This is a genomic window from Paenibacillus sp. FSL H7-0331, from assembly GCF_001956045.1.
This window is the reverse complement of record NZ_MRTH01000021.1, coordinates 104,722-119,888: the sequence shown is the minus strand read 5'-3', so window position 1 is coordinate 119,888 and position 15,167 is coordinate 104,722. Positions and strand designations below refer to the sequence as shown.

The following is a 15,167-nucleotide window of genomic DNA, read 5'->3' as shown; positions in this document are numbered from 1 at the left end:
TTGCGGTAGATAGTGGTACAAGAAGCAGAGCGGAGCATACTTGCGGGTTGCTCCGCTTCTTTTTGTATCGAGTACATTTCTGCTACAATGTTAAGCATGGGGGGGACTGTTATTGCATGAGGGAAAAAATACTAATTATTGATGATGACGAAAAAATCACTTCCATGCTGAAGCGTTCACTGGCATTTGAAGGTTATACAGTGTTTACCGCTCATCATGGGATGGACGGGCTCAAACAAATATTGGAGAACGACCCGGATACGGTTATTTTGGATGTTATGATGCCCCAATTGGATGGGTGGGAAGTCGTCCGCCGTATACGTGAGGGTGGGGCCTCTGTGCCCGTTCTGATGTTAACAGCGAAGGACGAGATCGGCGACCGTGTAAAAGGGTTGGATATGGGTGCTGATGATTATTTGGTCAAGCCGTTTGCGTTAGAGGAACTGCTGGCGCGGGTAAGGGTTCTACTGCGAAGAAGAAGCGCGGAGAAATCCGAACAGCCAACCAACAGGCTGCAGTATCAGGATGTATTTATGGATATGGACACACGCGAGGTATTTCGTGGAAGCCAGTTAATCGAGCTGACCACCAAGGAGTTTGACCTGCTGCACCTGTTTTTGCAAAACCCGAAGCGGGTATTATCTCGTGATGTCATTATGGAAAAAATATGGGGCTACGATTATAGTGGTGAATCTAACGTGCTGGAAGTGTATATTGCACTCTTACGTCAAAAAACGGAGGAGTACGGTCACAAACGGATGATTCAAACCGTTCGTGGAGCCGGGTACGTGTTGAGAGGAGAGAGCTGACGTGTCAATTCGTCTGCGACTGACATTATGGTACTCAGGCATTTTGTCTGTTGTGTTACTTATATTTGGTTTAGGCTTATATGGCTTGGTCTACCATTACTATTTTCAAACGGTGGAAGATGATCTTCAGGAGCAAGCCGAGAAGGTATTCTCTCGCATAGAACCCCGGATGACGATGACCCTGCGTGGTGGAATTACCCCTGATTTTGTTTTACAGGGGCGAGACATTATTAATAATACAGGGAAATATTACCAGGTTGCCAACTTTGAAAATGGGAATATAAGCCGGTCTGAAAATTTGAGCCAGCTTAATCTGTCCTTGCCTGAATTGACGAGCGCCAAGAAACAGCGGTTAGTGAATGAAGGCTATTTTATTGAGCACACACGAATCGAAAATCTGAATGTGTTCATCTACAACAGAGCGGTTCCGCTTGTACTGAATGGTCAGCCACAGCTGGCAGGTGTTTTTCAAGCTGCAGTATTTTTGACGGCAGATGAGAAGCTATTTACCTTGCTTCGGAATATACTGCTCATAACGGCACTCGTAACGGTGATGCTGGCTGCCTCACTGGGATGGTACCTGGCACGAAAAGCTCTGAGGCCTATTGAGCAGGTTATAGCTGCGACCAATTCGATTGAAAAAGGTACAGATCTGCACAATCGAATCAATTATTACGGTCCCAACGATGAAATTGGACGGTTAACGGCTACGATTAATGGCATGCTGGGTCGGTTGCAGCATACGTATTCGGAGTTGGAGGAAGTGAACCATACACAACGCCGATTTGTATCCGATGCTTCGCATGAGCTTCGAACTCCATTAACGACGATTCGCGGCAATGTTGATTTATTGGAAAAAATGTGGAAGCGAATGGCAGATAGCGGTATGCAGCAGGATTCGGAACAGATCGAGATGTCTTTGGAAGCTATGCATGATATTGCAAGTGAGGCGGCGCGAATGTCTCGGCTTGTTAACGACTTGCTGTCGCTAGCCCGTGCAGATGCAGGCTTTCAAATCGCCAAAATCGAACAGGATATTTTACCGATTGTCGAGGATGTTGTCCGCAAGGCGCAGCTGCTTCCGAGGACGGTGGAATGGTCATCAGGTGATTTAAGTGCGCTGAATGGTGTTCAGGTTTATGGAAGCCGGGATTACTTGCAGCAGCTGCTGTTTATTTTTATCGAAAATGCCTTCAAATACACGGAAGTTGGTTTTGTTAAGCTCGATTCCCTGCGCACGGATAACCAAATCGGGATTCGGATTGAAGATAGCGGATTAGGTATGGATAAAGAGGAAGTACCTTTGATTTTTGAGAGGTTCTACCGAGCTGATCTGTCACGCGGCAAAACGGCTGGAACCGGACTGGGCTTATCGATTGCCAAATGGATTATTGATGAGCACCAAGGCTCTATTGAGGTCAAGACAACACAGGGTGAGGGTAGTATCTTTATCATTTGGCTTCCTATTACAGTCCCTTCGGATTCATCTGATTTGGGCATTTCCATCCCAACGGATAATCAAGTATAATATAGGGGAAGGTGGGTGCCAATATGGACGTTATTAAAATTACGCCCCGCGGATATTGCTATGGAGTTGTAGACGCAATGGGGCTTGCTATGCAGACAGCCAAAAATTTGAATTTACCAAGACCGGTGTATATATTGGGGATGATTGTGCATAATGCACATGTCACCGAATTTTTTGATAATGAAGGTGTCATTACACTTGATGGGCCGAACAGGCTGGAGATTCTGGAAACCATTGAAAAGGGTACAGTCATTTTTACGGCTCATGGTGTTTCACCAGAGGTTCGTAAACGGGCCCGAGACAAAGGATTGACAGTAGTCGACGCGACTTGTCCAGACGTAACCAAGACCCATGATTTGATAAAAGAAAAAACTGCTGAAGGCTATCATATAATTTATATCGGCAAGAAGGATCATCCAGAGCCTGAGGGGGCTTTGGGCGTTGCTCCTGAATATGTGCATCTGATTGAACGGATCGAGGAGATCGAGCATTTGGAGCTGCCTACGGATCGGATCACGATTACGAATCAAACGACAATGAGCCAATGGGATATTAAACACATTATGAATCGATTATTGGAAAAGTTCCCGACCGCTGAAATTCATAATGAGATTTGTCTGGCTACCCAAGTGCGTCAAGAGGCAGTATCCGAACAGGCGATGGATGCCGATCTGGTTATTGTGGTGGGAGATCCGCGCAGTAACAATTCGAATCGACTGGCACAGGTATCCGAAGAGATCGCAGGTGTCAAAGCTTATCGGATCTCCGATGTTTCCGAGATTCAGACGGAATGGCTGAAATCGGTTCGTCGTGTTGGTTTGACCTCGGGAGCCTCTACACCGACACCGATCACCAAGGAAGTATTGACCTTTCTGGAAAATTACGATCCACAGGATGCAGCTACGTGGGAGATCAAGCGTACTGTGAATATGAGCAAATTAATACCGTACACCAAAGAACGAGTGGTTGCCAAATCGAGTACGTAAGGGATGAAGGCATATGCAGCGAAAATTAGCTACTACCAAGAAGCCTTTTCAATTGCGGAATGTGAAGCGATGGTTTAAGTACAAATACTTGATGCTGACACGTGCTGAAGGAGGCCCTGGCCTTGTTGCCATGGGATATTCAATTGGGTTGGCGGTTGAAATGTTTACACTTCCCACTGCAGGTCTTGCTTTCTTTCTGATTTTTCCTTTGATCTATATATTCCGTGCGAGTATGGCGGCTGCTCTAATCGGGTTTGTTTTTGGCAAAATCATCTATCTACCTATGACCTACTTCCATTTAAAGGTAGGTAACTGGTTATTGCCTCACGGGACTCGAAAGCAGTTGTGGGCTTTTTTACCGGATTGGATGGATTTCTTTGTGAAATCAAATTTGAAGCTGCTGGTTGGCGGGGTTGTCGATGGGATTATACTCGGTATTCTGTTCTATTTCCCGATCAAATGGCTGCTGATGCTCTATACGGCCAAGCGTAAGCAAAGACGTGAAGCGAAAAGAGCAAACCTTGTTAATGATAGTAACTAAGTTGACTTCAAGGGCTTCTTTATTTCGATAGATGTTTCTATTGACGAGAAGCCCCTCTCGTTGTACAATTGCTTTAGTGATTAAAAGCTTTGAAGCGTATAAGCGTTGAAGCGTGTTAGTGCTTGGACTTCATTAATTAAATTATTCAGGTTTATAATATATAATAGGAGTGATTAGTCATGATCGTAATTATATCCAACAAAACCTCGGAAGAGCGTATTCATGAAATTGTCGCACAAATTGAGAAAAATGATGTTCAGGCTCATGTGTCCAAAGGTGTAGATCGCACAGTGATTGGAATTATCGGCAAAGCTCATCCCAAGCTGAGCGAACAAATTCAACAAATGTCAGGTGTTGAGCAGGTAGTAAAAATCTCGAAGTCTTACAAACTGGCCAGCCGCGACTTTCATCCGGCAGATACCATTATCAAGATCAAGGACGTGGAAATCGGTGGTGAGCAGCTGGTTATAATGGGCGGCCCCTGTGCGGTCGAAAATGCAGAGCAAATTGATGAAATTGCCCGTTTGGTCAAAGCGGCAGGAGCTCAAGTGCTGCGTGGCGGAGCATTCAAACCAAGAACCGGTCCGTACAGCTTTCAGGGCGTAGGTGTTGAAGGTCTGGTGATGATGGCTGAAGCCGGCAGGAAACACGGACTACTGACGATTACGGAAGTTATGACTCCCGAATATGTAGATGTATGTGCTGAACATGCCGATATTCTACAGGTAGGTACCCGGAATATGCAAAATTTTGATTTGCTTCGAAAGCTGGGGACGATCAAGACCCCTGTACTGCTCAAGCGCGGATTCAGCTCTACCTATGATGAGTTCCTGAATGCAGCTGAATACATACTGGCTGGCGGCAATCCGAACGTCATGCTGTGTGAGCGGGGCATTCGGACCTTTGAAACCTACACACGGAATACGCTTGACCTGGCTGCGATTCCTGCTCTTCAAACGCTTAGCCATTTACCGGTTATTTCCGACCCAAGCCATGGAACTGGACGCCGTGAACTGGTGGAGCCAATGTGCAAAGCATCTGTAGCTGCCGGGGCTAATGGATTAATCGTTGAAATGCATACCGATCCGGACAACTCGATGACGGGTGATGGGGTGCAGTCCCTCTTCCCTGAACAGTTTGCCAAGCTAATGGTTGATTTGGAGAAGCTGGCACCTTTATGTGGTAGACGGTTCGATACCGTTAAAGAACCTTTTCAAGCTTAAGTTCATAGTCACTGTGACAACATTCGACTTGGTCTCCCGATTCTTGGGGGACCAAGTTTGTTTTTGTCGAAAATGTGAACAGAAGACAGGTCGGGTGTAAGCATACCTTACACCTAAACAAAAATACCTGACATAAGTATTGACGATTAGCGAGGGAAAGTTTTATAATATGAAAATGAATTAATAAAAAACTTGAACAATGTTCGAACAAACGATGTGAAATGTTCGGATTTTAGGAGGTCAATAGTCAATGTCAGCTCAAAATGTATTGAACATCATCGCAGAAAAAGGCATCGAGTGGGTGGATTTTCGTTTTGTGGATCTTTCCGGTAGAGCGCATCACATTTCCTTACCAGCTTCTGAAGTAGAAGAGGAAACGTTTGTAAATGGGGTAGCATTCGACGGTTCTTCCATCCCGGGCTTCAAAGGTATTGAAGAGTCCGACATGGTTATGCTTCCTGAAACAGATTCCGTGTACGTGGACCCTTTTACCGCACATCCTACTTTGATTGTAATCTGTAACATCGTTAATCCTGATGGCACATCTTATGATCGCGATCCTCGTGGAATTGCTGTAAGAGCAGAGGAATACCTGAAAACTGCAGGCGTTGGCACAACGGCTTACTTCGCTCCTGAATCCGAATTTTTCATTTTTGATGAAGTTCGTTTCAAAAGCGGACAAAATGAATCTTCTTACTTTGTAGATTCCGAAGAAGCACACTGGAATTCCAACCGTAAAGACGAAGGTGGCAATCTTGGCTTTAAAGTGGGTCACAAAGGCGGCTATGTTCCTGTAGGTCCAACGGATTCCCAACAAGATATTCGTAGCGAAATGTGTCGTTTGTTAATGGAAGCGGGACTTCGTATCGAGCGTCATCATCATGAAGTTGCAACTGCCGGACAAGGCGAAATCAACTTCCGTTTTGACACTTTAACTAAAACAGCTGATAACTTGATGAAATATAAATATATCGTGCAAAATACAGCTAGACAATATGGTAAAGTAGCAACTTTCATGCCAAAACCATTGTTCGGCGATAACGGCAGCGGTATGCACGTTCACCAATCCATTTTTGATGGTGGCAATCCCCTTTTCTACGAAAAAGGCGGCTATGGTAACTTAAGTGAAATGGCTTTGAACTATATCGGTGGTATCCTGTACCATGCACCAGCTTTGATCGCTTTGACCAATCCTTCAACCAACTCGTTTAAACGTCTGGTTCCTGGATACGAAGCACCGGTTAATCTGGTATTCTCCAAAGGTAACCGTTCGGCTGCAGTTCGTATTCCGATTGCTGCTGTTACACCTAAGGGCTGTCGTATCGAATTCCGTACACCTGACTCCACGGCTAACCCGTACCTGGCATTCTCCGCAATGCTGATGGCTGGTCTGGATGGAATCAAGAAGAAAATCGATCCTCGTGCTCTGGGCTATGGTCCACTGGACAAGAACATCTACGATCTGACAGATGCTGAAAAAGGCGAGATTCGCAGCGTACCAGGTACGTTGGATGAAGCTCTGAATGCTCTTGAAGCTGACTATGAGTTCCTTGTAGAAGGCGGCGTATTCACAAAAGACTTTATCGACAACTACATCGGCTTGAAACGTGAAGAAGCAAAAGCAGTATCCATTCGCATTCATCCGCATGAATATTCCTTATACTTTGATCTGTAAGATTTCGCAATTATATGATGTTGAAAACCCCGGAGTTTCTCCGGGGTTTTTTGTGTTAGCTTTTCTTCCTAAATAGCCCTGATACATATGCTATTAGCCCTATTTCAGCGAATTTGCTAAAACCGAAGGAATTCTTTACCGATATTATATATCAATAGCCGGACTCGTCACTTTTTTGTAATAAATCACCAGTATAATGAAGACTAACAAACATCAGCGGGATGGTGGTACGGAGTATGGGAGCAGCCTGGACAGAAAAAGAAGTGGTCCATCTATTAAACCGCACTGGATTTTATACGAGTAAAACGGATATAGAAGCTTGCTTGTCTCTGGGGCAGGCAGAAACCGTAAGACGGCTTGTAGCCGGGGAATCGTTGACAGGCAAGACGGTTTCACTACAATCCATCACTGAATTAACGGCTGATGGCAAAGAAATGAAGGCGGACTCCATTGGTGATCAGCAAACCTATTGGCTGTACCGAATCTTGAATACAGAGGCGCCGTTGATCGAGAAGATGACGCTCTTCTGGCATGGGCATTTTTCCACCTCCTTTTCCAAGGTTAACGATATTCCACTTATGTTAAGGCAAAATGAGCTGTTCCGTAATTATGCATTGGGTAATTTTCATGAGCTTGTCCTTCAGATCGGCAAAGATCCTGCGATGATGATCTATCTCGATGTGAACAGCAACCGCAAAGGTAAACCGAATGAAAACTATGCGCGAGAAGTTATGGAGCTATTTACGCTCGGCATTGGCAATTACACGGAGCAGGATATTAAAGAAACCGCACGTTCGCTGACAGGCTGGTCCTATGACCGTAAGGAAGGTCAAATTAAATTTAACAAGGGTCAATACGATGCCGCCAACAAAACGGTTCTAGGAGAAACCGGTGCTTTTAACGAGACCACTGTAGTCGATGTTTTTTTCAAGCAGGAGGCATTGCCGCAATTTATAGCCAAAAAGCTGTTGAAGTGGTTTGCAACGGATGAGCCATCACAGGAATGGGTAGATCTGGTTGCGGGTGATGTGTCCAAGGATCGGACCATCGGAGAGGTACTGACGAAGCTGTTTATGTCAGACGCCTTTTATAATCCGGATATACAGGGTGCCCTGATCAAGACACCGATCGAATATGTTGCCGGAATTTTGAAGGCTTTTAATATTCCATTATCGAAGGGCTTTACACAATCGGCGCGCAAGATGGGGATGGAGCTGTTTCTTCCTCCTGATGTAGCGGGGTGGAGAGGGGGGACGACCTGGCTCATGACGACCAATCTGCTCTCTCGCTTCCAATTTGCCGAATCGATAGCGAAGCGTTTGAACAACAATCTGCTGACGAGTAAGGAATATGCGTTGGACCCATTGTCCAAGCCGGAGGATTATGTACGCCAGTATGCGCAAAATGCGGGTGTGTGGAATATGGGAGAGCTCTCCGCGAAGACGCTGGCCAAATATGCGAACGATACCTTTGTATATGCCAAGCAAAAGAACAACGGAATGAAGGGGCTGCTGCAGCTTATTATGATCAGTCCTGAAGCCCAAATGAAATAAGAGGGAGTGAAATCGCTTGAAGCTAACGAGAAGAGATTTTTTGATCAAAGGGACTGCGCTTCTGGCTTCATTGGGTTTACGGGGGCCGATGATTTTTGCTGAAGATGGCTCTGCTCTGCCAAGCACTTCTATCGATGATGCGAACGTAGAGTCTCCTGTTCTTGTCGTCATCCAGCTGTCCGGAGGTAATGACGGGATTAATACATTGATTCCTTATGGAATGGGCGGATATTTTGACGCTCGTCCAACATTGAAAATTACCCAGAATGAAGTGCTGGCCATCAACAATGAAGTTGGCTTCCATCCGAGTCTCCTTCAGCTCAATGAGCTGTATAAAAGCGGCAAGGTGGCAGTCGTCCAGGGCGTAGGTTATCCAAACCCGGATCACTCCCATTTTCGTTCCATGGAAATATGGCAAACGGCTGAACCGGAGAAAATGATCCGTTCCGGCTGGCTGGCGCGATATGTCGAGTCCTCCCTTTCCCAATCAGTCAATCCTCTAAAGGTGCTGAAAATCGGCAACAACGCCAACAAAGCCTTTATCTCAGATACGGTCAATGTGCCTGTTATTCAATCCATTGAGAGCTTTAATATATTTGATCCCAAAACACCGAAGCCGGACCAAAATCGCTTGGCAGCGGCCTTTCTCGATATGTATGACCCGTTTCGTCAAGGGACTCAGGTAAAGGTTACCTGTGAGCAGGGAAAGGATGCGTTTCAAAGTGTGGAGGCGCTGCACAATTTATCGAACACGTATCAAAATAAAGTCGAATACCCCAAAACGAATATTTCCAGGGACTTACAGCTGGCTTCCAAGATGCTGGCCGGAAAATCGGGTACCCGCGTATTTTATTTGGAAATCGGCGGCTTTGACGACCATGCGAATGAGAAAGAACAGCAAGCCCGTGTGCTTAAGCAGCTGGATGAGGGACTGAGTGCGTTCTATAAGGATTTGGAGGCACAAGGTCTGCAGGATCGAGTTATCACGATGGCATTCTCTGAATTCGGACGCAGGGTCAAGGAGAACAGCAGCGGAGGTACGGATCATGGAACCGCGGCTCCTATGTTCATCATCGGGGGTAAAGTAAAGGGCGGTCTATACGGGATACAACCGAGTCTGACCAATCTGGATAAAGGCGGTGACCTGAAATATGAGGTTGATTTTCGTTCCGTCTACTACACGGTTGTAGACAGCTGGCTGCAAGGCGATGCCAAGTCAGTATTAGGGAAAACATACGAGAAGATCAATTTCATATAAATCGTTGTGTCGGCGTTTTTGCATAGGCCTTTCTTAATTAGGAAAGGTCTTTTCTTGCGGTTTATAGTATATAATGCTATATTTAAAAACATAAATGATTATGATTCTCATTATCAATAGAGAGAGGTTTAAGGAGAGATTATGAAAACCAAATTGATTATGACTGTGGGTATGGTTTCCTTGCTCGTATTATCAGCTTGTGGGCAAGCGACCCCAAGCGCAGCAACGACAATACCGTCCGCTTCACCAACACCAGCGAAACCAGCAATGAATACGGCAAACAATGATCCAAGATTAGCTTCGATTTCTATATTTCTGACAAGTGACCTGCTTGCACTGGGTATTTCTCCGGCGGGCTCAGCTACAAGTGATTATTTGCCTACTGTGCCTGAGCGATTTAAGGACACAAAGTTTCTCGGATTTACTAAAGATCCGGATATGGAAGCTTTATTAGCCTTAAAACCAGATGCTATTTTTATTGATGCAGAATTTGCCGGCAAGCAAGGCCTGGCCAAATTCGAGAAAATTGCCAAAACACATGTCATTAACCTCGATGAAGGGACATGGAGAGACCATTTGAAGGTGATCGGCAAGCTTGTTAATCGCGAACAAAAAGCGGAAGATTTTATTAAAGATTATCAAGCACAGACGGAGCGTGTAAAAATACTTATACATAACAAAATTGGTGACGGTACTGTCATGGCTGTTCGGATTTCTGCGAAAAACTTGCGAGTATACGGAATGGGACGTCCTTTGGGACCTATCCTGTTTAATGATCTGGGCTTGAAGCCAGCAAAGGGTGTCGAGAAAATCACCAAAAACTTTGAAGTGATTTCTCAAGAAGTGTTTCCGGATTATGATGCAGATGCAATCTTTGTCCTTGTTGGTTTTGAAGATGGTAGTGATAAAATATTTGAACAACTGAAAAACAACCCGATTTGGCAAGGGTTGAAAGCCGTGAAAGCGAATAAAGTTTATATGATCACGGAACAACCATGGCTTGATTATTCAGCCCTTGGCAATAAATTGGCACTTGACTCTTTAGAGAAACTTTTTGCGAAATAAGCAGACTCAAAGTAAATTGTTGATGATCTATTCATGAAGCGGGGAATCACTCCCGGTTCTTTTTTTGAGTTCAGAATTAACGTATTTAACGACAAAATGTATCAAGGGTGTGAAGATTGTACATAGCTACTTGCTGTACAGGGATAAACTTTGCTATCATAGCGATATCATTAAAAGATACTGATCCCAAATACAAGTTGAAGGTGTGAAACTATGACGAATCGAGCTTATAATTTTAATGCGGGTCCAGCGGCGCTCCCGTTAGAAGTATTGCAGCAAGCGCAGGAGGAATTTGTAGAGTACAACGGTATTGGTATGTCATTGATGGAGATTTCCCATCGCAGTAAGGAGTATGAGGCGATTAACGCAGAAACGCAGCAGCTCTTATTGGAGTTATTGGGTTTGGAATCCGGCTATCAGGCTTTATTCCTCGGTGGCGGCGCGAGTACGCAATTCGCAACGATTCCGTTGAACTTCCTGAAGCCTGGCAAGGTGGGCAGCTACATCATCACAGGCAGCTTTTCCGAAAAAGCTTATCAAGAAGGACAGGTTGTCGGTGAAGCGGCAATAGCGGCTTCCAACAAAGCAGGCAAATGGAGAAGCTTGCCAAAGGCTTCCGATATCCAGCTCGATCCGAATTCCGCCTATTTACATATGACGACGAATAACACGATTGAAGGTTCGCAATTCTCGTACATCCCTGAGACTGGCGATATTCCTTTGATCGGTGATATGACAAGCGGGATACTGAGCCGTCCTATTGATAGCAAGAAATTTGCGATGATTTATGCTGGTGCACAGAAGAATCTCGGGCCGTCCGGAGTTACCGTTGCCGTCATTCGCGATGATCTGCTGCAGGAAGAGCCTAAGCATATTCCTTCAATCCTGCGCTATACAACACACGCGAGCAATGGCTCCTTGTATAACACCCCTCCGGTTCATTCTATTTATATGGTGAATCTGGTTCTGAAATGGGTGAAAGCACAAGGTGGAGTTGTACAGCTTGAGAAGCAAAATGTTGCCAAAAGCAATCTGATTTATGATGTGATCGATGCCAGCGGCGGTTATTACACCGGCAATATCGATCCGGATAGCCGTTCGATTATGAATGTGACATTCCGGTTGCCAAGTGAAGAATTGGAAAAGAAATTCGTCAAAGAATCCCAGCAGCACAATTTTGTTGGTCTTGCAGGACACCGCAGCGTTGGAGGCATCCGTGCTTCCGCTTATAATGCCGTTCCTTACGAAGCTTGTAAAGCGCTGGCTGACTTTATGATCGATTTCCAAAAAAATAACGGTTAACATTTACAAGGGCAGCCCTGTTGTCTATGGCAGGGCTGTTTTTATATGAAAAAAAGCCGTATGCGGCAAAGATCTGCAGCACTCGGCTTGATAGTTGGGGCTTAGGCGAAGGATTCTTTCATAGCCGGTTCTGTCAGCTTATAGCCAACGTTACGGATGGTAACAATATATTCAGGGTTACGGGCATTGCTTTCGATTTTATCACGCAAATGACTGATATGGACATCGACGATACGGGTATCACCAAGGAAATGATAGTCCCAAACGCCGTGCAGCAGCTGTTGTCGGCTGAGTACCTTGCCGCGGTGCTTGCAAAGGAACAACAGGAGATCAAATTCCTTGGGAGTCAGTTCAATGAGCTCGCCTTTGATATGCACCTCGCGTTGATCGGGTTGAATCGAGATCTGTCCAATCGTGACCGGAGCGTTGTCATTGGTAGAAGGCAAGGTTTGTATGCGACGAATAATGGCTTGTATCCGTGAAATCAGCTCCTGCGGTGAAAAAGGCTTCGTCATATAATCGTCGGCACCGTTATCCAGACCGGCGATTTTATCAGACAAATCCTGCATGGCGGTCAGCATGATAATCGGCACGAGATTGTTTTGACTGCGCAGCTTACGGCATACCTGAATGCCATCCATTTTGGGAAGCATAAGATCAAGTACAATCAGATCAGGGCGAAAATGCTGGATTGCCGTAAATACGGCTTCGCCATCATATACACAGTGTACTTCATATCCAACAAGCTTAAGATTGAACTCTATCAACATTGAAATGGAAGGTTCGTCGTCAACGACAAGAATTTTCTTCTTCATCCATCGAATCTCCTTTGTATAAACACATGATAACCCTATTATCGCAGGGGACTATCATCCTCATATTAAGAATAAGTAAAATGTATGTAAAATCTGCCCGAATCCGACAAGGTGATGGCTTATATAATCGAGGTGGCTGCTTACTATGGCATTTCATATTGTTTTGGTTGAACCGGAAATTCCTGCAAATACGGGCAATATATCGAGAACCTGCGCGGCTACTGGAGCTTGGCTACATTTGGTGCGCCCATTGGGCTTTAATACGGATGATAAAACCTTAAAACGAGCTGGTCTGGATTATTGGCATGCCGTTCATATTGAATATCATGATTCATTTCAGGAAGTTAAGGATAAATACAAGAGCGGGCGTTTCTTTTTTGCAACTACTAAAGCGCAGCAGCTTTACACTGAGTTTACATTTCAGGATGGCGATTTTTTTGTCTTCGGCAAGGAAACCAAAGGGCTGCCACCCGAGATACTGGCTGAGCACCCCGAGCACTTGATCAAGCTGCCAATGACTAAGGATGTGCGTTCGCTGAATTTGTCGAATTCGGCTGCGATTGTTTTATTTGAAGCGCTAAGACAAACGGGATTTGAGGGTCTTGACTAACAAATCTAGGTTTTTAGCAGGATTTTGAGCAAACATAGCGAATAATAATAAAAGACAAGATTCGACATTTTGTGGAGTGGTTCAGGGCTTGTCTATAGGTTCCATTTTTGGTGAAGGTGAGGTGAATTTATAGTGAAGCCAGCAGGTGTTGTGAGAAAAGTAGATCAATTAGGTAGAATCGTGCTTCCGAAATCGCTGCGCAAGCGATATCAAATGAACGAGGGCGATCCTGTTGAAATATTAGTAAGCGGCGATCATATTATTCTGGAAAGATTTCGACCACGCTGCGTATTTTGCAGTTCGATGGAGCAGGTGACCGAATTTAAAGGGCGCCAGGTTTGTGCGGAATGTATGGGCGAGATCGTTGAAATGAGAGATAAGGAGTAGGCTTCGGCATACTTCGCCCCCATAGGGATACTAATTTTCATGCGGACTTATAAATCAGTTATAACAAGCCAGTTATCCTATAAACAAAGAAAGCATCACGTATTCCCCATGAGGGAACGTGATGCTTTTTCATTTAACTATTAATTATCATAGATGCGGGATTATCGGCGCTTAAAGGCCTTTAGTCTTGTCATCATTATAACTTGACGTGCACATAGCTACGATAAAGATTAAGAATACCAGATTAATGATCCAAAATGTTGCTGACATCGGCTGCACCCCCTATTGTCTAGTATAACCATGTACTGGGCAAAAGAAAACGGATAAAAGTGAACAATTATTTAAAAAACAAGAAATGTGTCGGCAAAGGACGCAGCTTTCCATCTGAGGGCCGATTAATGACTTGTCCCTCATAGATCAGGCTGGAAGATCCGCCGCCGTCCAGATTATAAGCATCCTTGACTCCCAGCTGCAACAGCTTGTCCTGAAGCTCCGCCAGTGTGGCGCCGGAACCGCCACGCTCGTCGTATCCGTCTGTGACGAGGAAAAGCAATTGATCGTTTTTGAAATTGCCGATGACGGTGCGCGGCGCTCTTGCCGGCGAATTTTGCCATTGCGCAGGAATGGCTTGTTTTTTACCATTTTGCAGTAGGACAGGTACGAAGGTAGCCCCGAAAGACGGCTTGAGCTTGTCCAAATCTTCCTGCCTAGAGAATCTGCCGCCAATGAGCTTACGATCGGTGTTCATACCGATGAAGGCCAGGTCCTCAAAGGTCGGTTCAAAGCCATATACGTATTTGCCGTTTAGCATGGTCGTGCTGAGCGGGTATCTTTTGCCTGAACGATCATCCGCGAAGCCGCCGGCATTAATACCGGCTACAGCGCCGTAACGCCGTGCTGCTTCCAGAGTCGTTTCACTGCTGCCCACCTTGTCCTTGCCGAGTACCATTTTCAAAGCTTTATCTGATTTAACATCGACCTTGAGGGCATAGGCCTTATAATTCGGTTCATTCAAATAAAACAGCTTCATATCCAGATTGGCGCTGATAGTCTGCTTGGCAGGCTGGGCACCCAGCTTGGTGCTGATTCGACTGTCGAATATGGCCGCCGGACGGTTGGATACGGTATCTGCGGATTGTGCCATGGCGGCCACATCAGCGGTGCTTTGCGCATAAAGCTGATAAAAACGTTCAATAGTGGTCCGGGTTTGAACCGCTGCCGTCTTGGCGAGCTCCAGCTTCTGCTCGGACTTTAGCAGCTCATTTTGAATAGAAAATTCTGTTTTTACGTAACTTTGCAAATCAGGAAGCTCAACAGATAGGTGGCTGACCATCAGAAAACAAAAAATGCCTATAAATGGAGCAGCGGCCAAAATAAAGGTGCGGTTAATCAGCTGAATCGGGTTCAAAAGGGAA

The 15,167-nt window shown here is 45.3% G+C and carries 14 protein-coding genes; 12 read left to right on the top strand and 2 right to left on the bottom strand.

From position 1 onward, the window contains the following. The first annotated feature begins 116 nt into the window (after nt 1-116). The 10 genes from BK127_RS26545 (at nt 117) to serC (ending at nt 11,940) form a co-directional block, all read left to right on the top strand. The gene (locus BK127_RS26545) at nt 117-809 is read left to right on the top strand and encodes a response regulator transcription factor (protein ID WP_076234602.1); all 693 of its coding nucleotides are present in this window, start codon (nt 117-119) and stop codon (nt 807-809) included. Nucleotide 810: 1 nt separating this feature from the next. Continuing rightward, nucleotides 811-2,337 carry a sensor histidine kinase gene (locus BK127_RS26540; RefSeq protein WP_076234599.1) on the top strand — a complete coding sequence of 509 codons (1,527 nt, stop codon included), beginning with the start codon at nt 811-813 and terminating at the stop codon, nt 2,335-2,337. Between the two features lie 23 nt (nt 2,338-2,360). Continuing rightward, nucleotides 2,361-3,323: a 4-hydroxy-3-methylbut-2-enyl diphosphate reductase gene (locus tag BK127_RS26535; protein WP_076234596.1), complete on the top strand. Its 963-nt coding sequence runs from the start codon at nt 2,361-2,363 to the stop codon at nt 3,321-3,323. Nucleotides 3,324-3,336: 13 nt separating this feature from the next. After that, the gene (locus tag BK127_RS26530) at nt 3,337-3,864 is read left to right on the top strand and encodes a DUF2062 domain-containing protein (RefSeq protein ID WP_076234593.1); all 528 of its coding nucleotides are present in this window, start codon (nt 3,337-3,339) and stop codon (nt 3,862-3,864) included. 179 nt (nt 3,865-4,043) lie between these two features. After that, nucleotides 4,044-5,087: a 3-deoxy-7-phosphoheptulonate synthase gene (aroF, locus tag BK127_RS26525; RefSeq protein WP_076234590.1), complete on the top strand. Its 1,044-nt coding sequence runs from the start codon at nt 4,044-4,046 to the stop codon at nt 5,085-5,087. Between the two features lie 250 nt (nt 5,088-5,337). Further along, nucleotides 5,338-6,762: a type I glutamate--ammonia ligase gene (gene glnA / locus BK127_RS26520; RefSeq protein ID WP_076234587.1), complete on the top strand. Its 1,425-nt coding sequence runs from the start codon at nt 5,338-5,340 to the stop codon at nt 6,760-6,762. A gap of 236 nt (nt 6,763-6,998) precedes the next feature. Beyond that, nucleotides 6,999-8,315: a DUF1800 domain-containing protein gene (locus BK127_RS26515; RefSeq protein WP_076234584.1), complete on the top strand. Its 1,317-nt coding sequence runs from the start codon at nt 6,999-7,001 to the stop codon at nt 8,313-8,315. Nucleotides 8,316-8,331: 16 nt separating this feature from the next. After that, on the top strand, nt 8,332-9,573 hold the full coding sequence (locus BK127_RS26510; protein ID WP_076234581.1) for a DUF1501 domain-containing protein: 1,242 nt from the start codon (nt 8,332-8,334) through the stop codon (nt 9,571-9,573). A 141-nt stretch (nt 9,574-9,714) separates the two neighbouring features. Beyond that, a complete protein-coding gene (locus tag BK127_RS26505; protein ID WP_076234579.1) occupies nt 9,715-10,638 on the top strand; it encodes an ABC transporter substrate-binding protein in 924 nt (307 codons plus the stop codon). Between the two features lie 213 nt (nt 10,639-10,851). Next, the gene (gene serC / locus BK127_RS26500) at nt 10,852-11,940 is read left to right on the top strand and encodes a 3-phosphoserine/phosphohydroxythreonine transaminase (RefSeq protein WP_076234577.1); all 1,089 of its coding nucleotides are present in this window, start codon (nt 10,852-10,854) and stop codon (nt 11,938-11,940) included. 101 nt (nt 11,941-12,041) lie between these two features. On the opposite strand, the gene BK127_RS26495 is transcribed toward serC, so the two are convergent. Further along, entirely contained in the window at nt 12,042-12,755 is a 714-nt protein-coding gene (locus tag BK127_RS26495) for a response regulator transcription factor (RefSeq protein WP_076234575.1), read from the bottom strand. A gap of 145 nt (nt 12,756-12,900) precedes the next feature. On the opposite strand from BK127_RS26495, the gene trmL reads away from it, so the two are divergent. After that, nucleotides 12,901-13,365, top strand: a complete 465-nt coding sequence (gene trmL, locus BK127_RS26490; protein WP_076234572.1) for a tRNA (uridine(34)/cytosine(34)/5-carboxymethylaminomethyluridine(34)-2'-O)-methyltransferase TrmL — start codon at nt 12,901-12,903, stop codon at nt 13,363-13,365. 132 nt (nt 13,366-13,497) lie between these two features. Further along, nucleotides 13,498-13,752 (top strand): AbrB/MazE/SpoVT family DNA-binding domain-containing protein, encoded by a 255-nt coding sequence (locus BK127_RS26485; protein WP_091167444.1) that lies wholly within the window; start codon nt 13,498-13,500, stop codon nt 13,750-13,752. A 337-nt stretch (nt 13,753-14,089) separates the two neighbouring features. On the opposite strand, the gene BK127_RS26480 is transcribed toward BK127_RS26485, so the two are convergent. Continuing rightward, the gene (locus tag BK127_RS26480) at nt 14,090-15,160 is read right to left on the bottom strand and encodes a phosphodiester glycosidase family protein (protein ID WP_076234566.1); all 1,071 of its coding nucleotides are present in this window, start codon (nt 15,158-15,160) and stop codon (nt 14,090-14,092) included. Nucleotides 15,161-15,167: the final 7 nt, after the last annotated feature.